14 protein-coding genes are annotated in these 20077 nt (G+C 40.8%); 7 read left to right on the top strand and 7 right to left on the bottom strand.

Annotation, left to right across the window (positions count from 1 at the left end; translation table 11 throughout):
* Window positions 1-19 precede the first annotated feature (19 nt).
* Entirely contained in the window at window positions 20-1897 is a 1878-nt protein-coding gene (locus tag METVE_RS0106425; RefSeq protein ID WP_020167636.1) for a PQQ-dependent dehydrogenase, methanol/ethanol family, read from the bottom strand.
* A 288-nt stretch (window positions 1898-2185) separates the two neighbouring features.
* On the opposite strand from METVE_RS0106425, the gene pip reads away from it, so the two are divergent.
* The 6 genes from pip to METVE_RS0106390 all read left to right on the top strand — a co-directional run bounded on the left by pip (window position 2186) and on the right by METVE_RS0106390 (window position 10288).
* Window positions 2186-3172, top strand: coding sequence for a prolyl aminopeptidase (gene pip, locus METVE_RS0106415; RefSeq protein ID WP_020167634.1), 987 nt, complete (start codon window positions 2186-2188; stop codon window positions 3170-3172).
* A gap of 49 nt (window positions 3173-3221) precedes the next feature.
* Window positions 3222-4583, top strand: a complete 1362-nt coding sequence (locus METVE_RS0106410; protein ID WP_020167633.1) for a YhjD/YihY/BrkB family envelope integrity protein — start codon at window positions 3222-3224, stop codon at window positions 4581-4583.
* A 116-nt stretch (window positions 4584-4699) separates the two neighbouring features.
* Entirely contained in the window at window positions 4700-6238 is a 1539-nt protein-coding gene (locus METVE_RS0106405; RefSeq protein WP_020167632.1) for a tetratricopeptide repeat protein, read from the top strand.
* A 263-nt stretch (window positions 6239-6501) separates the two neighbouring features.
* The gene (locus METVE_RS0106400) at window positions 6502-7572 is read left to right on the top strand and encodes an HD-GYP domain-containing protein (RefSeq protein ID WP_020167631.1); all 1071 of its coding nucleotides are present in this window, start codon (window positions 6502-6504) and stop codon (window positions 7570-7572) included.
* A gap of 28 nt (window positions 7573-7600) precedes the next feature.
* Entirely contained in the window at window positions 7601-8041 is a 441-nt protein-coding gene (locus METVE_RS0106395; RefSeq protein WP_020167630.1) for a response regulator, read from the top strand.
* 9 nt (window positions 8042-8050) lie between these two features.
* Entirely contained in the window at window positions 8051-10288 is a 2238-nt protein-coding gene (locus METVE_RS0106390) for an ATP-binding protein (protein ID WP_020167629.1), read from the top strand.
* Window positions 10289-10330: 42 nt separating this feature from the next.
* Here METVE_RS0106390 and METVE_RS0106385 read toward each other — a convergent pair whose 3' ends face one another.
* A complete protein-coding gene (locus METVE_RS0106385; protein ID WP_020167628.1) occupies window positions 10331-11230 on the bottom strand; it encodes a crotonase/enoyl-CoA hydratase family protein in 900 nt (299 codons plus the stop codon).
* A gap of 288 nt (window positions 11231-11518) precedes the next feature.
* On the opposite strand from METVE_RS0106385, the gene METVE_RS0106380 reads away from it, so the two are divergent.
* On the top strand, window positions 11519-12754 hold the full coding sequence (locus METVE_RS0106380) for an OmpP1/FadL family transporter (protein WP_020167627.1): 1236 nt from the start codon (window positions 11519-11521) through the stop codon (window positions 12752-12754).
* Between the two features lie 83 nt (window positions 12755-12837).
* On the opposite strand, the gene METVE_RS0106375 is transcribed toward METVE_RS0106380, so the two are convergent.
* From METVE_RS0106375 to METVE_RS0106355, 5 genes are all read right to left on the bottom strand, one after another.
* Complete coding sequence (locus METVE_RS0106375; protein WP_020167626.1) at window positions 12838-14328, bottom strand: choice-of-anchor I family protein; 1491 nt, start codon at window positions 14326-14328, stop codon at window positions 12838-12840.
* 135 nt (window positions 14329-14463) lie between these two features.
* Window positions 14464-15570, bottom strand: coding sequence for a glycosyltransferase family 4 protein (locus tag METVE_RS0106370; RefSeq protein WP_020167625.1), 1107 nt, complete (start codon window positions 15568-15570; stop codon window positions 14464-14466).
* A gap of 4 nt (window positions 15571-15574) precedes the next feature.
* Window positions 15575-16822 (bottom strand): glycosyltransferase family 4 protein, encoded by a 1248-nt coding sequence (locus tag METVE_RS0106365; protein WP_020167624.1) that lies wholly within the window; start codon window positions 16820-16822, stop codon window positions 15575-15577.
* Window positions 16823-16832: 10 nt separating this feature from the next.
* Complete coding sequence (locus METVE_RS0106360) at window positions 16833-19145, bottom strand: cellulase family glycosylhydrolase (RefSeq protein WP_020167623.1); 2313 nt, start codon at window positions 19143-19145, stop codon at window positions 16833-16835.
* Window positions 19142-20062, bottom strand: a complete 921-nt coding sequence (locus tag METVE_RS0106355; protein ID WP_020167622.1) for a glycosyltransferase family 2 protein — start codon at window positions 20060-20062, stop codon at window positions 19142-19144. Before METVE_RS0106355 ends, METVE_RS0106360 begins: the two co-directional genes overlap by 4 nt.
* Between the last annotated feature and the right edge of the window lie 15 nt (window positions 20063-20077).

The raw sequence follows: 20077 nt of genomic DNA, 5'->3' as shown, positions 1-20077 counted from the left end.
CAACTAATCTTCCGATTAATTATAGTGAGAATACTGTTAATGCACCGCCGCCAGGAGCAGCATTGTATTTAGTTAACTCTTTGTAACCACCAGCAGCACCAAGTGCGTCTGTGTCGTTAGTCATACCAAGGTTCATCGCCACACCAGCCCAGCCACCAATACCTGATAATACACCAACGTATTGTTTGCCTTTGTTGCCGTATGTGAATGAGTTACCAATCACGCCAGAACCCACTTGGAATTTCCAAAGTTCTTTACCTGATTGTGCATCAACCGCTTTTAACCAGCGATCTAATGTACCGTAGAACACTAAATCAGTTGCAGTTGTTAAAGCACCACCCCAAGCAGAGAATTTCTCTTTGTTGTACCAAACTTTTTTGTTAGTCATTGGGTTGTAAGCGCCGAAGCCACCCATTACGCCGTCAGGACCAGCAAACATCGTTAAAGTAGCACCAACCCAAGGTTGACCAGCCACGTATTTAGACTCAACTGGCTCGTATGTCATACAAACGTGGTTCAATGGTGTGTACACTAAACCTGTTTTTGGTGAATACGCAGCAGGTTGTTGGTCTTTAGTACCCAATGCAGCTGGGCAGATGCCTTTTGCATTGTAGTCTTGGTGAGTAGAATACTTACCATCTTTAGCTGGAACGCCTGTTTTTAAATCAACACCAGTTGCCCAGTTAACGAATGGATGTACTTTCTCAGCAGCAACTAATGTACCGTTACCAGCTTGCCATGTATAAGCGAAACCGTTACGGTCATGATGCCAAGCGTATGTTTTACCGCCTTTGTCGAACAAGATCACTTCGTTAATACCATCGTAATCCCACTCATCATGTGGCGTCATTTGCATGCCCCATTTAGCGATACCAGTATCTAAATCACGAGCGAAAATAGTCATTGACCATTTGTTATCGCCTGGACGGACATCTGGGTTCCAAACTGATGGGTTACCTGTTCCGTAGTAAACCAAGTTTGTACGTGCATCATACGGCCACCAGCCCCATACAGAGCCACCACCATGTTGCCAACCATCTTTAACTGCTTGTGGTTTCAACCATGTACGTGTGCCCAATTCTTTTTCGCCACCTTTGATCGATGCAGCATCAAGTGTTTTGAAAGAACCGCCTTGTTTGTTACCACCATTTACATCAGCGTAAACTGATAGTGCATTGTATAGTGGGTTTGCTGAGTTGAAATCAGAACCAAGCATAACTTCAGCATCAGGACCTGTTGAGTAAGCTTTCCATGCCAATGAACCGTCTTTTAGGTTGTAAGCAGCGATAAAGCAGCGAACACCGAATTCAGCACCAGAACAACCTGTTAATACTTTGTCTTTGATTACGTGTGGTGCGTTAGTGTTTGTCGCGCCAACTTTTGGATCGTTAACCAATACTGACCAAGCTTTAGCACCTGTTTTAGCATCTAAAGCAACCAAGTTACCATCATTTTGTTGTAGATAGATTTTGCCGTCGCCGTAGCCTAAGCCACGTGAAACGTTATCGCAACATAGTACAGCTTGTACTGATGGATCTTGTTTTGGGAAATAAGACCAAACGATTTTTTGGTTATCGTTTAAATCTAATGCGTATACATTGTTCGGGAATGCAGTGTGTAGATACATCATGTTACCAACAACAACTGGTGAACCTTCGTGACCACGGTTTACACCGGTTGCGAATGTCCAAGCTGCTTTAAGGTTTTTTACGTTACCTTTGTTGATTTGTGAAAGTGTGCTGTAGCCTTGGTTATTGTGTTGGCCACGTGGATGTGCCCAGTTATTTGCATCTTTCATTGCCGCTTCTTGATCTGCTGCTGCTGATGCAACCATTGGCATTGCCAATGTAGCGCCTGCAACTAGACCTAGAGCCAGCTTGATTGTATTGAATTTCATTTTTATCTCCAAAGTGATATTACTAAGGGTTAATTAAAAGTAAACTCTAACTTTAAGTATTTATGCACAATTATTTTAATAACCGCTGCGCACTGAATACAAAAATTAAACTTTAATTTCTCCACATTTTTCATGTGAGATGTGCAATATAAAACAACTAAATCTTAATTGCAACAATTTAGTTACAATCTGTTAACAAATGTTCAAATTATTTTATAACTGTTGATTAATTTTTTTAGTTTTAAATAAAATACTTAACAAAATCAAATAGAAAGAATGTAAATCTAAATGTCAGAAACTCTTTACAATTTGTATCCAGAATTAGAGCCTTTTAACAAAAACTGGCTTAAAGTAAATGATTTTCACCAGATATACTATGAAGAATGCGGAAATCCTCATGGCATACCTGTGATTTTTTTACATGGTGGACCAGGAAGCGGCTGCAACCCAACGCAGCGGCGTTTTTTTGATCCTAAACATTACCGCATCGTTCTGCTTGACCAGCGAGGTTGTGGTCGCAGCTTGCCGGTTGGCGAAGTAAAATTCAACACCACAGATGATTTAGTCGCTGATATTGAAAAATTGCGCAGCCATTTAAGCATTGATACTTGGCACGTATTTGGCGGCTCTTGGGGCAGCACTCTGGCTTTGGCATACGCAGTTAACCATTCAAAACAGGTTATTTCTTTAGTGCTACGTGGCATCTTCTTAAGTCGCCCATCTGAATTAAATTGGTTTTTGGGTGATGTACAACATTTCTACCCAGAGGTTTGGTACAAGCTCATCAGCTATTTGCCTATTGAAAAACAGAATGATGTGTTGAATGCGTATGCAGAATTGATTTTTAACGATGATATGCATATTAATACAGCGGCGGCAGTGCAATGGAATGCTTTTGAAAGTGCGATTATGCGGCTGAAACCTGCAACGAACGATTCGCCAAAAGAGGATGTCATTAAAACCAAAGAACAATTGCAGCAAGAACAAGCGACAGAAGTCGCAAGGGCGCGCGTGCAGATACACTATATACAGCACCGATGTTTTATTGATGGCGAAGCACTATTAAAGCAAACGGCAATATTGGCAAATATTCCGACCATCATTGTGCAAGGGCGTTATGATATGGTGTGCCCGCCGCAAACCGCTTGGGCGTTGCATCAAGTAATGCCGCACGCACAATTGACGATGGTGGCAGATGCAGGACACTCTGCCATGGAACTTGGCGTGACTAGCGCTTTAGTGGCAGCTACAGAGCAGTTTAAATCGCTTAAATAAGTGAATTAACTCGATACAAACTATATTAATAATTTTAAAGAAAGTTTAATTGGCTAAACCTTTACCGCAAGACTTTAAACCCGCTTCAGCTGAAAAAATTTCAGTTGAAGATAATCTTGCATTGAATAAAGCCATGGCAAACAAGTTATCCAGAATTAAAAATCTAGCGCAGCATCCTGCTTTTTTAAAGCCACTGGCCGCCTATTCTAACCATGAATACGCGACACCTTTATTTGTATTACGCGAAACACTCGGTGGATTTACGCGTCACAACATATTAAGTTTATCGGCTTCGCTATCGTTTTATGCGCTGTTCGCGTTAATACCGTTAATTCTGTTAATTTTCTTCTTGTTAAGCCATCTGGTTTTTTCTTCCGATTACGCCATTGTCAAACTGGCGATTCTTACTGGTAATTTAGTGCCGGAATTCAGTAATAAAATCATGACCGAAGTTTATAGCGCGACGCAAACAAAAGCCGCTTGGGGGGCGCTGGGCGTATTTGTGCTGTTATGGACCATCACACCGCTAGCATCCAATATGCGCTCCGCCTTTTATACCATTGCCACAATGGTAGAAGCGCCCTCTTACTTTAGACGAAAAATTAAAGATGTTTTGTCGGTATTAGGCATCTTGTTATTGTTTTTTCTATTTACCTTTGCTGGATTTATGATTGAAAAAATCGTGCGTTTTTTAGCGCTGCATTTACCTGTCTTAGAAATCAATATTGTCGGCTCAATCAGCACGTTGTTATTGATTACGCTTTTAATCGCCGTGTTTTATAAAATATTTTTTCCGATGCGCATCGCTTTTACGCACCTGTTTTTAGGCGCCAGCTTAACCGCTTTATTATGGCTATTAATGCGCCCTGCATTTGGCTTATTTTTATCCATCAACGAAAACTATGGTGCGATTTTTGGCAGTATGAAAGCCATGTTTGTGTCTATTACTTGGCTGTATATCAATTTTGCGGTATTTTTATTGGGCATAGAACTCATCGCCACCTTGCGTAAAAAAGATGTGTTGTTATTGAAAGGCCTATTTAATGGCATGCCCAACAAATCCAATTATATTGAAACCTTAATGCGCCGTTATGGACATACATTACGCCAAGGTGAAACGATTTATGCACGCGGCAATACTGAGCGCAACCTATATTATGTGGTCGACGGCAGCGTTAATCTGGTTGATAACGGTAAAGTTGTGCGTGAATTAAACGCTGGCGACTATTTTGGCGAAATGGCTATGTTAAGTGAAAAGCCAACCATGGCGGATGCGATAATCGCTTCACCCGAAGCGCGTATCATCGTGATTTATGCGGAATATGTTGATACGATGATGTCCGACGAACCAAGAGTGGCGGTGCAATTATTAAAACGCATGGCGGCAAGGTTACAAAATAGCTTTAATTAAACTAAGGTCTAAATTAAACAAAGACTTAACCCCTTAAATGACACAAAAAATAAGACCAAAATTACTTAACCCACTCTAACTTAAAGCAACTTAACACAATAAAACAGCGCAAAAGTATGGCAAATTCAGGCAAATCTGCATTCAACTCACAACCGACACAACAAGAAATCCAACAATTGATTGGCTTGCTTAACAACAATCAATTGGTGCAGGCAGAAAGCATCGCTAAAAAATTAATCAGCAAATACCCCAATATTTTCATCTTGCATCATGTATTAAGTTTGGCTTTAGATGGTCAACAAAAGTTTGCCGAATCAGTCGCCAGTTATAAAAATTCACTTAAATTACAACCCAATACGCCGGATTTGCTTTTTAACTTAGGCATTGCCTTAACGCATATTCAGCAATTTGACGACGCGATTGCGACTTATCAAAAAGCCATTCAACTTAAGCCAGATTTTTTTGAAGCTTATGGCAATTTAGGTACGGTTTTACAAACGCAAGGGCAATTAATCGCCGCGATTGAAAGCTACCAAAAAGGCTTAAAAATCAATCCGCAAGATGCGCGTGGTTATTTTAATCTGGGCACTGCTTTACGCGATAACGGCGCATTAACTGAGGCAGTTAGCAGTTATAAAAACGCTATTTCTCTATTCCCCAATTACACAGATGCACACAATAATTTAGGTGAAACACACCGCGATTTAGGCGATATGAATGCGGCCGTAAAGTGTTATCAAGCAGCACTGGCGTTAAATCCCAATCACGCACAAGCCAATTACAATATGGCGGAATTCTGTTATTTGGCCAAACGCTATTTGGATGCAATTCCTTATTTTGAAGCGTCACAATTAGATGACTGGCAAGAACGGCGCTTGTATTGCTTATATAAAGCAGAAAAATTCGAGGATTTTAAAAGCCAAAGAGATGCGCTAATTATTAACAGTAAACATACGTCACCTTTTTTGGCCACTTTATCCACCCATTACAGCATTAACTTTCATGAGCTAGATCCGTATAACTTCTGTAAAAACGGTTTAGATTTTGTCTATCGAAAATCCATTCCAGAGTTGGTTAATACGGATTTATTGCAAGCATTATTGAATGACATTAATACGGCTGATATTGCTGAGCGCAAACAAGGCCGACTGACTAATGGACAGCAATCCGCCGGCAATTTATTTAAACGCAATGAAGCCTCCTTTCAAACATTAGCAGGCCTGATTAAACAACAGTTTTTAGCCTATAAAAACCATTTCATCGATGCCGATTGTGAGCTGATTGAATCATTCCCGGATGAATTGGAATTCACCAGTTCTTGGTATGTAAAAATGCAGCAAGGCGGACATTTAAGCGCGCATATTCACGAACTTGGCTGGATAAGTGGCGCAGTCTATTTGGCGATGCCCAGCATCAATGGGCTTGAAGGTGCATTTGAGTACGGCACGCATGGCGACGATTATCCCATCATGGATATAGTAAATCACACGCAATTTCCCACCGCACAGATTATCCCGAACGTAGGGGATATTGTGCTATTTCCGTCTTCGCTTTTCCATCGTACCATCCCTTTTAACAGCAGACATAACCGCATTTGTATTGCGTTTGATTTAAAGCCAGCGGTTCAGAATAATCCCAACAAAAAAGCAAAATAGTGTTATTAATTGTTGATGTAGTGTGTCAAAATTAATGACTTAGTTGACGAAGTTTGACCATCAAATTTCAATACAAACAACAAAAACGTCCAACTATAAAAATGCAACTGTGTTTAACGCAATTAAAAATTTCTTAACGATTGATTTTATTGAGGTTTTTAACTACTAGCAGAGTTTACTTTTTATGTCGCCAATAGTTAGGTTATTGGCTTAAATATTGCTTATTCACTAAGCGGTGATTGCACTTTTAAGGTATTTAAATAATGAAAAATGGACAAATGTTTGATGATTGCTCTGTATTGATTGTGGATGATCAATCGACTAGCAGAACGATTCTCTCGCATGTGATTAAAAATATTAATCCAAAGACCAGAGTAATTGAAAAACATAATCCTGAGCAGGCTTTGGAGTGGGCAACTGAACATACCGCAGATTTAGTGTTTGTGGATTATGTGATGCCTGAAATGAATGGTATTGATTTTATTCGCCTACTCAAAACCTTACCTAAGTACGATGCTGTTCCGGTAGTGATGATTACCATTAAAAAAGATGCCGAAACGCGTTACTCTGCTTTGGATGCAGGCGTGGCAGATTTTGTTAGCAAACCGGTAGATGTGCATGAATGCACTGCGCGGGCTCGCAACTTGTTAACCATGCGCAGCCAACATATTTCATTACAAAACAAAAGTACGTTGCTTGAAAGTTTAGTCAGAGCCGCCACTGCTGAAATTAAATCACGCGAAAAAGAAACCTTGATGCGCCTTGCCCGTGCCGGTGAGCATAAAGATTACGACACCGCTTTGCATTTGCATCGCATGTCTTTATACAGCCGCGCAATCGCAGAAGCGATTGGCCTGAATGAAGAAGAGGCCGAAATTATCGAGTTATCATCACCATTGCATGACATTGGGAAGATTGGTATCCCAGACAGCATCTTGCTCAAAAAAGGTCCTTTGGATGAACATGAATTAAAGATCATGCGCAGACATCCACTGATTGGTTATGAGATTCTTGAAAATAGCCCTTCTAAATATTTACAAAAAGGTGGTGAAATCGCACTGTCTCATCATGAGCGCTATGATGGAACTGGCTACCCATATGCACTTAAAGGCAACGATATTCCTTTATCAGCAAGGATTGTGGCAATTGCAGATGTATTTGACGCATTAACCAGCGTGCGCCCTTACAAGGAAGCTTGGAGTATTGATCAGGCGTATGCATATATTGAAAGCGAAAGTGGCAAACACTTTGACCCTGAAATGGTGGCTGCAATCGTATCGATTCGCAGCAAGATTGAAAAAATCCTAAACGAGCATGCAACTGCAATTCATTAAACGTTTGATGAAAGTTTAAACAAAATTCATGTCGGTTAGCAATATTAGAAGTGCACCAAATTTTAAACAAACGGCTCTGTTGATTGATGACCAGCCGACTGTTTTGGACATTCATGCGGCCATTTTAAAATCACTAAAAATGAACTTAAAAATCGTCACCATGACCAACCCTGTGGATGCATTGGCTTGGATGCAAAATAAACAAGTCGATTTAATTATTACTGATTTTCGCATGCATCAAATGGATGGCATGCAATTTGTACAAGCAATCAAAAATACCAGCAACGTGCTGACCAGATCTATTATTGTAGTCACCGTATTAAAAGAAATTAGTATTCATCAAGAGTTGCTAGCTGCAGGCGCTTCTGCCTGTTTAACTAAACCAGTAAGAACACAAGAGCTTGCAAAAATTGCTAAGCAATTATTAGAGCAGAGCAAAGAATATTACAGCCTTGGGTTAATTGCTTAGGCACAAAAAATGATAGTTACTCAAATCAAAAATTGGTATCGAAGTTCAGCAAGTCATTGTGACCCATTAGAGTTGGAACAGGCGGTCACTCGGCTAGCGATTGGTACGTTTTTCACCCTATATCTGCTAATCTCTTTAGCGGTTGGCAAGAGCATTTCGCATGGTGAGTTAATCGGTTTTTATTGTCTGGCCGTGTTTGAACTAGCCACGCTGATACTGTTAATTGTTGTCAGCCGAGCAAAAGAAAAATCACCCAAAAGACGTTTATTAGGTAATTGGTTAGATGTGATTGGCACATCAACTTTCTTATCACTAAGCGGTGATATTGGCGTGGTTTTAATTGGCGTTTATTTATGGGTTACCTTTGGCAATGGCTTTCGCTTTGGTAAAAAATATTTATACCATTCTCAAGCCATCAGCATCATTGGGTTTTTTATTGCCACACTGGTCAATCCGTTTTGGGCTGCACACAAGCCAATCGTTTACGGTTTCTTTTTAATGCTGATTGCATTGCCAATCTACGTCGCCAAACTGATTGAAAGACTGAACGAGGCAAGAGATAAAGCTGAAAAAGAGAGTATTCGAGCAGCCGAAGCGAATATTGCGAAAACACAATTTGTGGCGAACATGAGCCATGAGATTCGTACGCCGTTAAATGGCATCATCGGCATCAGCACTTTATTTAAAACCACACCGTTAAATACTGACCAGCGAGATTTACTTAAAACGCTAGACAGCTCATCTAAATTATTACTTTCCTTACTCAACAATGTACTGGATTTTACTAAAATTGAAGAGCGCAAATTCACTATTGAGCACATTGATTTTTCTGCGGAAGAAGCAGTACGCGATACGGTAGAAATATTCCGTTCTCAAGCCGCCACAAAAGGCATTCAGGTTGGCATGAGTATTTCTGATGCATTACAAGCGGTTAAGGGTGATGCTTTTGTAATTCGCCAAGTGTTGGCCAATTTAATGGGCAACGCCATTAAGTTTACCGAAAAAGGTAGCGTAACACTTTCGGCGATTACGCTGCAAGATGATGATGCACATATCGTTGTGCGTTTTGAAGTGGCCGATACTGGTGTCGGTATTCCTCAAGATAAGCAAAGCAAAGTATTTGAAAGCTTCACTCAAGCAGATTCTTCTACTACCAGAAAATTTGGTGGTAGCGGCTTAGGTCTAACCATTGCCAAACATATGGTAGAAGCTATGGGCGGCAATTTACAATTCCAAAGTACCGAAGGTGTTGGTAGCCGTTTCTGGTTTGATTTGTCATTGGAAAAATCGGTTGAAAATCATTTGCCTGTAAACGCAGAGTTAGCAAAATCTGTAGCTGCAGTTATTCAACAAATTGCTAAGCCGACAGACAGCATTAACACACAAAATAGCACTAAAACTGCGAAGCGTATTAACGCATCTGGCAAGCTGAATATATTAGTGTGCGAAGATGAAGCGACTAATCAAAAAATCATCATGCGCTTATTATCGTTGCCAGGTCACCAAGTAGAAATCGCAGAAAACAGCGATGAAATGCTAGATGCACTTGAACGCAGCCGATTTGATTTGGTGATTACCGATTTAAATATGGCCGGCATGAATGGCGCCGATGCGTTAAAACTTTATAAATTCACCAACCCAGAAGATACCGACACACGTTTTATCTTGTTTACTGCAGATGCAACATCTGGTGCACGCGACATTGCAACAGAAGCAGGATTTGATGCGTTCTTAACCAAACCGATCGAAGCCGCCACTTTATTTAATACCATCGAAAATATCATGAATCTACCTGCTAATACTGCAGATACATGGATGGCGAATGCGCTGAGTGTTCAAGTAAATGTTGAATCTGACCTTGATGTGAATAACACGGATCTTGATATAAACACGCTGAAAGAATTGGAAAAAATTGGCGCTGGCGACGATTTATTTATGCATCGTTTGCTGAGGAATTATCTAAGTGATTCGGTTAAGTTGATTTATAAAATTGAAACTGCGGTCAAACAAAAGCATTACGGTGAGATGCATGATTTCTGCCATGCGCTTAAAGGCAATAGCTTAAGTGTGGGCGCAATCAAATTGGCGACTACAACAGAGTTAATCAGCAAATTGAGCCGATCTGTTACTGTGACAAAAAGTGCAGAAATGCTAGGAACGTTGAATGCTGATTTTACGCATTTAACATTGGCGGTAGAAGATTACCTCAGGCGGCCTATGAGCAAAGCCACTGAGGTAAATTATTAGCAAAAATTAAATACTGTGAATAAAAGATTTGGGCAAAAAAATTTATGCCGTTTGTCTTTCACTCATTTGCACTGGCTCTGCACTTACTTTGGTATTTTGTGCGCGCACTAAACGCTCCATTATTTTCAAATTACGCTCATCTAAACGTAGCGCTGCATTTACCCAAATCTCAGTAATGTCATATAACTCTTCATAAGTGAGTGGATTAACGCGTTGTTTAGCACGATTAATCGCCTGGAATGAATTAAGGGAACGGTGATTCTTTTTAATCCAATTACTCAACGCATATTCGCCTTGACCATCTTCCGCCAAAACATCTACCACGCCTAGTTGGTAAAGCTCTTCACCTGTGTATATTTTGCCAGAACGTACCATTTTCTCTGCCGCTGGCATGCCAATTTTGCGCGATAAAAAGCTTAGTGCGCCCATACCTGGGAATAAATTAAACAACACTTCAGGTAAACCCATGATTGCACTTTTCTCTGCGACCATAATATGTGCAGCGAGTGCAGCCTCAAATCCACCTCCCATTGCTTGGCCTTGCACTAAAGAGATTGTCGTCACTGGCGCTTGCATATTATAAAAAGTCCAAACATTGTGAATGCACAATTTGGCGTATTCTAATAAATGCTCACGTGCCTGCGTGCGAATCAATTCTTTGAACACAGACAAATCGCCACCTAAATTAAAAATACCTGGAATATCAGAAGCCAAAACCAGGTAATTTGCTTGATTCAGCGTGTTATTTGCTATCACCTGACCTTGCATTTTTTCTAAATCGGACTGACTTTGATTTAATTCGGACATGCAAATTTTATTAAAACACGGCCTTGGTGCTGGGTTCATGTAATAAGTCATTACCCCAAACTCATCATCAAAATGGGTCCTAACTTGTTCTAAATTAGGACTGTTAAATTGTTGAAAATCTACGACTGTATTCATAAATGCCTCCGGATGAGTTTAAGGACTTTTTTCAAATAACCATTTAATCTATAACGATAAATTAAACAATTTTTCAATAGAAGTATTGATGATTAGGACTATAAGCTTAATAATTTATGCTCTCAAGTGAATGTTTTTTGAAAAGCAACTGATTATTATGCAAATTGTTGGTTTATAACAACAAAATTAAAAATGACCTTCAATACTTCACACGAAAACAATCCGATAAGTTATTGATGTGATATTCTTTTTTGAATTTATTCTAATCGCACAGTGAAAGTATTTGTTATGCAAAAATTATTTTTAGGTTTTGTTATTTTTACAACACCATTCGCGGCGCAAGCGGCTGGATTCGCGCTTGCTGAGCAAAGCGCTAGTGGCTTGGGCAACGCTTATTCTGGTGCCGCAGCTATTGCAGAAGATGCCAGCACCATATTCACAAATCCGGCTGGCATGACTTATATTGAAGGTACACAAGCAGTAGGCGCTCTACACTTAATTAAACCGAGCGCGAAATTTAATAATCAAGGCTCAGTAGCCGGATCAACTAGACCGTTGGGTAATGAAGGTGGCGACGCGGGTGATTTAGCTTACGTGCCTAATTTTTATTTTATGACACCGCTAACTGAAAACATTAAATTTGGCTTAGGCATTAATGCCCCTTTCGGCTTAAAAACGGAATATAACAAGGACTGGATTGGACGTTTTCAAGCAGTTAAGTCGGAATTAAAAACCGTTAATATCAACCCCTCTCTGGCATTCAAGATAAATGACCAACTTTCATTAGGCTTTGGTGTATCTGCTATGTGGGCACAAGCGGAGTTAACGCGAGCAGTCAATAACCCGCTATTGCCAGTTGAAAGCAATGTCAAAATCAAAGGTGATGACTGGGGATTCGGGTTTAATGTTGGTGCAATTTATCAAGCCACAACAGATACGCGTTTTGGACTTGCTTACCGCTCTAAAGTTGATCAATATTTGAAAGGGGATGCAAAGTTTGCTGCACCACTTGCTGGTTTAAGTACCAATGTAGAGGCAGACGTTACGTTACCTGAAACATTATCTTTCAGTGTATTTACAAAACTAAATGGTACCTGGGATTTATTGGCAGACGCGACTTGGACACGCTGGAGTCAATTTAAAGAGTTACGTGTGGATTTTAGTAACTCACTCCCTGATGCGGTGACTCCTGAAAATTGGAATAACACCATGCGATACTCAATCGCCACTAATTACCATTACAACGATAATTTAAAGTTTCGTGTAGGTTTTGCCTACGATGAAGGCCCAGTTGATAATCAATTTAGAACAGCACGTATTCCTGACAGCGACAGAAAATGGTTATCTTTTGGTGTCGGATGGCAAACAACGCCTACGACTAAATTAGATGTTGGTTACGCGCATTTATTTATTAGCGATTCAAAAATTGATGATAATCAAATTACTACAGCAAATGGTCGCATTCGCGGCGATTACGATGCAAGTGTAGATATTCTAAGTATGCAAATCACACATAATTTTTAATCTGCCTTAACAATAAAAAAGCGCGCAAATGCGCGCTTTTTTATTGTTAAGTATTGTATTAATTAAGTTTACATAATACTTAACTATTTACGACGCCTCACTTTGAAGCCCATTAAACCAAGACCTGCTATTAATAAAGCATAAGTTTCAGGTTCTGGTACAGGCGCCAAATTATACAAAGTAGTTGTTTTAGAGGTCTCATTTGCAATGGCTAGATAATAATTGCCGCCCATCATAAAGCCTTCCAAACCTTCTGGTGCCAAATCGCCATCGGTTACTAACATACTTAAAAAAGTAGAGTTGGCTGGATCAGTAATATCAAAAATTGCAACGGCGCTTTTGGTTGTGCGCTCTAAACCAATAAATGCAAAAGTCTTTCCGCCTATTGTCATTAGCTCTACACCTTCAGGTTCCACACCTTTATCACGACTTCTGCTATCGTCGTAAATGCCCAATTCGGCTGCTTTTTTATCTAAAATATCGCCGCTGCTGTAAACAATACTGCCGTCAACATTGCGAATTGTAAAATCACGCGTGCCAGCTGCGAATAAATTGCCTGGCGATGAATCGGTATTCAATACGCGTAACGGCGCTAAATCGCCTGTTGCGCCCAGCGTGCTGGCAGCAGAGCGATCTGCATCATCTTCACGGAAATCGCCTTCATTTGGAGTCACTAAGTAAGTAACGCCAGCAGCTTCATAAGCTGCGATGCCATCTGGCATATACAAACCCTTGACATTGGCAGAGCCGAAACTGATGATACCGTTATTATTCGTATCGATTGTATTACCTGGCTGGCTAAAATCTTTTGCGCCTAAACCGACTATTTTCTCAAAAGAGTTCGTGTTTAAATCCAGTACGCCAATCGCATTTGCTTCTTGCAATGTGACATAGGCTTTTGTACCAGCAGCATTTACCGCAATGTATTCTGGCTCATAATTCATGCCAGTATTGGTGCGAATATTGCTGCCTGTAGTCGGCACGCCAACCAAACCAGCCGTAGCCGTTAAAGTACGTGTATTCATATCAATAATACTCACGCTGCCAGCTGGATCAACCGCCGCTGAGCCATAATTTCTTGGTGTTGTGCTGCCGATTCTAGTGCCGTAAACGTCCGGTGTACCTTCGTTAGCCACCAATAATTTGCTGCCATCTTTGGTAAAAGTCAGCATATCTGGCAGCGCACCAACGGTAATAGAATTGACACCAGCGCTCAAACTTCTAGTGCTGGTATCATAAAACTTTACAGTGCCTGCATCAGTTCGGGTGCTGGATTCGATTGCAAAAGCGGCTACGCCGTTATGGATCGCTACACTATTAATGCTGCCGAATGATGAGGTATCAATATGTTGAATTAAGCTTCCATTGCTTGCATTTAACACATCAACACCCGCAATACCCGCCACCCATAACGAATTAGTTAACGAGTCAAATGCGGCAATCTCAGCCGTTTGTCCAGGTGATGTATGCGTATACGTCCAGGCCTTAGTCAAATTAGCAAATGGATCATCAGCCAGCGCGGCTATCGGGCTAAACATCGCGGCGATTAATCCAGCGATTAATGTGTTTTTCATCTAGTCATCCTCTGTTATACGTTTTGATTTAAAACTTAAACGAAAATGTTAACTTTGGATTATTAAACTGTGATGACCGGGTGACTAGAGAACGGCTGATTAAATTGGGTTAATATTGACAAAAAACATTGAAAATTAAGGCAATGTCATTTGCGCCAAAACTTGTTTAGAAAGATGCGTCCAATCATAGTTATTTTGAATGTGCGTTCTTTGAGTATTAGCCAGTGCTGGATCATGCTCCACTTTTTTAAGCTGTGCCAAAATAGCAGAAACCATCTCATCAGTTTGATTAGGCTCAACTAACATACCCGTTTGATTGTGTATAACCAATTGTTTGTAGAATAGAAAATCCCACACCACTGCTGGCAAACCCATAGCCATGGCTTCTAAGCATGTGCCGGGCAGACCTTCATAATAAGAAGTGGAAGCATATAATCGGCTTCGCTGATAATAATTTTGCATGTCTGCAAACCTTGCTTTGCCCGTAAGCCTAATATTAGAATTTGCTGCTAATTGTGTGTTAACCCATGCATCGTCATCACCATAACCAACAATCAATATGCGAATATCTGGCTTTTGTACGACCAATTGCTGACATACTTCCACCATTGCGCGACTGCCTTTGCGACGCTCAATACGACCGCAAAACATCACATCATATTCTTTTGCAACAGATAAATTAGGTACAAACAATGCGATATCAACACCATTAGGAATCAATGCGATTGGCTTCTTAAAGCCATATGTAAGCACTTCTTGTTTTCCCTGTTCAGTCAGCGTAATAATTTTATTAGCACGCTGGAATATTAAGTATTCCATCACTCGCTTCACACTTACTTCTAATCGGCTCCATTGGCTGACAAAATAGTTTTTTTTATAAAACAGCCCAGACATACCAATATAAGTCGTGTGAGCCGTAAGTATCAGCGGTATATGCCTTGGCAATAGTAGACCAGGAATGAGTGGCGGAATATGCAAGTTAATCACGCTGATTTTTTTTTGTTCGTGTAATTTCGTTAATATTTTTCGCGCTTTAAGCATCCAAAAAAACAGACTGAAACGATTAGAATTAAACGGGATATGAATGATTTCTACACCGTTGTATTGACGTTCCACTTGATGCTCATCGCCTGTAACCACGTAAATGGTTGGGTGATTTTCTGGCAGATTGACCAAAAATGAATCCAAGTAGCGCGCAATGCCGCCAACGCCGTAAAACTGTGGATAAACGATTGCAATCATAGTGTTATATAGGCTGAGTTATAGGAGATAAAAGGGTTTCGAGCTTTTTTACCAAATGCTGCCACGCGTAAGCTGACTCAATTTTTTGACGTGCGGCTTGTTCTATTTGGGATTTTTTTTCTGGTTCATTCAATATCGCTAACAGGCATTGCGTTATTGCATGCGAGTTATTCGCTTCAACCAGCATACCGTCTTTACCGTTTACAATAATTTCTGGTATACCGCCTACTTTTGTTGCCACCAAACAAGTACCTGAAGCCATGCTTTCCAATACCACCAGCGGACAAGGATCTTGCCAAATTGACGGCAACACGACTAAATCAGCGGCGGAGTATAAATATCTAAGCTTTTCATGCGGTATAAAGCCAGTAAATACAATCGCGTGACTGACTGGTTTGGCGTGCGAGATTAACGATTGTTGATACGCAGTTTTTGTTGCGCCTTCAAAGAAAGAGCTGCCTGTAATAATCAATCGCGCATTTGGCATGCTTTGCAATAATTGTGCAAATGCTTCAATTAATATATGTACGCCTTTTTCTGCGGTTAGGCGTCCTACATAGAGCAAATAGATTTTATCGTCTTCAAAATTGATAATGTTGTTGATTGCTTGCTTCGCTTGCTCACCATAAGGCTTAAATACTTCAGGATTGGTCGCATTAAATAGCACCTCAAATTTATGTGCATGCTCAGGGAAAATCTGAGTAGCTGAATTTTTAATATATGCGCTGACGCAAATCACCAAATCGGCTTTGCGCAATGCGCGACGGTATAACCAGCGAAATGCGGCGTGCGTTAAATGCTCATTGTGCATATGTAAAATCAATTTTTGGCTGGGCAATTTTCGCAAAAATAGCAGTAAATTTGGCTCATTGTGAATCACCACAATATCAAACCCTGCTACTTGTTTTGCAACGCGCAAGCCGTATGAAGCTACATTTTGGATTTTTGCTAAATAGCGTAATGGATTGCGCCAAGTAACGCGCTCTTTTAACCAATAGAATGCTTTTTCTAAACGCGTCCAAGGGATACCAATATACGCAATTGCGCCTTCACTCTGCCCACCTGAAGGTCTTGAGATGATAGTGATATCAAACTGTTCAGCGTTTAATCTGCCCGCCACCTCATGCACCCAATGCTCTACTGCGCCACCTTTAACTGGTGGTACTGGCAATAGCTCTGGCACAACAATCGCTAGGCTTTTCTTAACACTTTTTTTCAGCGTATTTTTTAAATCGCTGGATTGCTCAACCACAATAAACCCCTTAAATACTTATTTCAAAATACGTGGTTGCACCATGCGACAACTTGCTAATATCCATCTCAAATTCAATAGTATTTGGAGTTTGTTTCACTGGTATGGCATCTACTCGCTGCCCACGCAAATTGGTTGAAAATACTTTAAGCTGCTTTTGATTAGCGTTACGTAATGCGACTTTAACTTTGTTGGCGCGTACCAGCACAGGCGACTTACCCAATTGCGTGACGGTTTCATTGGTAGCATCGCTAAATTGCATATCACTATTTCTCGCATCGGTAGAAAGTACGACTAGCATGCGTTTACTGCTGGCCAAAGGTTGATTATCCATAGCAGAAACAGCGACCAAAGCACCGCTTTCGGCAGATAAAACTGATAGATAATTGAGTTGAATAGCTTTGGGTTCATCAAACACAACAGCTTCGGTTTTGGGTGTAATCACCGTTATGCGTTTTTGCTCAGCATCCAGCAATATTTCACCCGTATCACTTTGATAAACCTCTGTATCGGCGCTAGATTGGTTGGCCGAAGTTAACCAGTTTGCATCTCTTAAATTTTGTAGTCTAGCCGCCCAACGCTCATCGGCAATCAAGCTGACTTTGCTGGCTTTATAGGCAATTTTTTGTGCATATTTCTGCACGAACCCATCTATTTTTACAGCCAAATTACCGCTGGATTTAACTGGCTGCAACACGCCGTTGCTAAACAGTTTTAAGCCAGGCTGATTAAAATCGACTTGTCCATCATATTGAGTTTGTTTCGCTTTTCCCAACCAATCCAAACCAATTCCGGTTACTAGACTAAGCTTTGAAATATCCGATGGCGTACTGCCCAAATGCGCACTTTTCACAAATGCATCATCTGGACCAAACTTGACACTTAAACGGTGTTTTGCCGGCGCAACATCGCCACGCAAATATAGCAACGCGGCTAATGTTTCTGTCGCACGCGAAATAGGATCAGTTCCAACGGCAAATGGATTGATAAAGTTTTTGCGCCCAACAGATGGTGCATAAGTTAAATCGACTGCACCAGAATGTTGGCAAATACCATCCCAACTTTGAAAAGCCGCATAAGTAGGTAACGCCAGCCCGCTTTCACGACGATATGGATTCCAAAATACTTGGCCGTGCTCAGACACCGTAAATGGTTTGCCGATGTGCTTGGTCACGGCAAGTTCGCGGATATAGCTAGCACCATCTTTTAGCATGCTGTCTTGACGCACTTTCATATTGCCATTTGCTGCGTATTCAGGATGTGCAAAATAATGATGCATATCAACCCAAGGTAACTGACCGCGACTAGCATTGGCTGCAGGCGAGTGCCATAAATTGTAACTAGATGCCAAACCTTGATAACCTAACCCGCGTAGATAGGCAATCATCCAAGCAGCGGTTTTATTTTCCGTTTCAGAGAAAAATTGCTGTACGTCGGCCATTCTTTTTGATGTCCAAGCATCTGGCGCAGAGAAATCAATTTCGCCCAAATCAATATTTTCAGATGACTTTAACTCATTACCCCAAGCGGTTTTTAAGGCGGCTTGTCCGCCATATTTCGCTTTTAACCATTTAGCAAAATGTGGCTTTAATGCAGGCGAAACGCCATTGCGATGCATAAATACCAAATTACCTTCATTCACCAGAATCAAGCCAGCTAAGGTCGGGTCTTTCAAAATGCTCACGCCTGTATAAGGATTAACGGCACCATACATAGTGGCGATTAATTTTTTCCAGTGCGCTTGTTTATCCGTCTCAAAGTACACGCCAGCTTGCAGACCTTTTTTGCCTATCCAACGTTCTTCAACGTTGCCATAACCACCGTTGCTGTTACTTAACCCATTTAAAATCAGATAAATGCCATTTTTTTTAAGTGCTGAAACTAAGTAGTAAAATCGATCCAATTGCTCAGGGTTATAATCAAAATCACCTTTGCGCCCTTCCATCAAAATCGATTCAACAAAATCTAAACGCACCATGTTATAGCCATGCATTCGGTATTGTTTGATGTATAAATCCGTTAATTCATGGCTAGGGAAGCTGCCCAAATTGACACCAAAACCCAGTGATCCAATTAAAAAACGTTGTGCTTTTTCTGGTTGGTTGTCAGTCGTCAAATGTCCTTGGCTATTCACAATGATGCGCGCTTGAATTGGCTTGGCTGGCGGCACTAAAGCGGAAAAATCTAAAATGCTGCCTTCTTCTACCATCAACGAAATATCTTTTACTGGCACCCAACTATCAGCCGCCAAACTAATGGGCGCCTGAAAAAAACCAGCCAACAATAATATTGCGGCAAATAATCTCTTTAAAACTGCGGTCATATATTGGTTATTCTACGAATGTAATCGACACCAAAAACCGCGAACCCAGGTAATACAGCTAAGCAACTTAAGAGATAGGCGCCCATGTTAGTGAATTTTTTGGGATTCATAAAACCTACATCACCAGCATGAAAGCTATAACGCACGTACAAAACAGTCCATTTAAAAAAATTGACTGGATCATGCAAAAAATAATCGAAATCGCGGTTGATGATTTTTAATGAATAATTTCTGTGTAGTGCTTTTTTGCGCGGATCTCCCTTGCTCAGTTGATTGCCTGAATCTTGGTAATACACGCGTAATGCATCATTAATACAACGAATTTTGTATTTTCTGGCGATGGCGTCCCAAATGAGATTCTCTGGAACATATCTTAAAGTCGTATCTTCAGGGAACGGGTACGCTTTCATAATCGAAGTACGATGAAAACCCCATAGTTCACCTCTGATTTTGTACTTAAATCTTAAGTCTAGCGCATTAGTATCTAGTGGATTGGGGGTAAAGTCTGGCGTGCAAGGTTTACCATCTTCCCCTTGGCAGCGTGTCACAACGCCCGTAAAACTATGACGTTGATCTGCAGGAATGTCTTCCCATGCCTTTAGCATCACTTCAATTGCATTTGGCGAAAAACCATCATCTGAGTCAATCACAAAAAACAACTCACCCTTAGCTAGGGCAACCGCACGATTAAATGCAATATGCCTCCCACTGTTGACCTGATATTGGTAAGTCACTGGAAAATCGGCTTGCGCTTTCCATGTTGCAATTAATTCAGCCGTTTTGTCTACTGAACCATCGTCGATCACTATCCATTCAAAATCACGATAAGTTTGTGTTTGCAGGCTATCCCAAACGCGATGAAGTGTGTGCGCTCGGTTATATGCCGGTGTGAATACGGTGAATTTCGGTTGCTTCATCTCTAAACCTTTTTT

This window comes from Methylotenera versatilis 79 (assembly GCF_000384375.1).
Taxonomy (GTDB): domain Bacteria; phylum Pseudomonadota; class Gammaproteobacteria; order Burkholderiales; family Methylophilaceae; genus Methylotenera_A; species Methylotenera_A versatilis_B.
Note: the sequence above shows the minus strand (reverse complement) of the source record. Positions and strands in the feature narration are given on the sequence as shown.

What these genes read in the sequence shown, in the direction of transcription:
- METVE_RS0106380 (WP_020167627.1), top strand. Translation starts at nt 11,519, where the DNA reads ATGCAAAAATTATTTTTAGGTTTTGTTATTTTTACAACACCATTCGCG.
- METVE_RS0106385 (WP_020167628.1), bottom strand. Translation starts at nt 11,230, where the DNA reads ATGAATACAGTCGTAGATTTTCAACAATTTAACAGTCCTAATTTAGAA.
- METVE_RS0106355 (WP_020167622.1), bottom strand. Translation starts at nt 20,062, where the DNA reads ATGAAGCAACCGAAATTCACCGTATTCACACCGGCATATAACCGAGCG.
- METVE_RS0106395 (WP_020167630.1), top strand. Translation starts at nt 7,601, where the DNA reads ATGTCGGTTAGCAATATTAGAAGTGCACCAAATTTTAAACAAACGGCT.
- METVE_RS0106375 (WP_020167626.1), bottom strand. Translation starts at nt 14,328, where the DNA reads ATGAAAAACACATTAATCGCTGGATTAATCGCCGCGATGTTTAGCCCG.
- METVE_RS0106400 (WP_020167631.1), top strand. Translation starts at nt 6,502, where the DNA reads ATGAAAAATGGACAAATGTTTGATGATTGCTCTGTATTGATTGTGGAT.
- METVE_RS0106370 (WP_020167625.1), bottom strand. Translation starts at nt 15,570, where the DNA reads ATGATTGCAATCGTTTATCCACAGTTTTACGGCGTTGGCGGCATTGCG.
- pip (WP_020167634.1), top strand. Translation starts at nt 2,186, where the DNA reads ATGTCAGAAACTCTTTACAATTTGTATCCAGAATTAGAGCCTTTTAAC.
- METVE_RS0106425 (WP_020167636.1), bottom strand. Translation starts at nt 1,897, where the DNA reads ATGAAATTCAATACAATCAAGCTGGCTCTAGGTCTAGTTGCAGGCGCT.
- METVE_RS0106405 (WP_020167632.1), top strand. Translation starts at nt 4,700, where the DNA reads ATGGCAAATTCAGGCAAATCTGCATTCAACTCACAACCGACACAACAA.
- METVE_RS0106360 (WP_020167623.1), bottom strand. Translation starts at nt 19,145, where the DNA reads ATGACCGCAGTTTTAAAGAGATTATTTGCCGCAATATTATTGTTGGCT.
- METVE_RS0106390 (WP_020167629.1), top strand. Translation starts at nt 8,051, where the DNA reads ATGATAGTTACTCAAATCAAAAATTGGTATCGAAGTTCAGCAAGTCAT.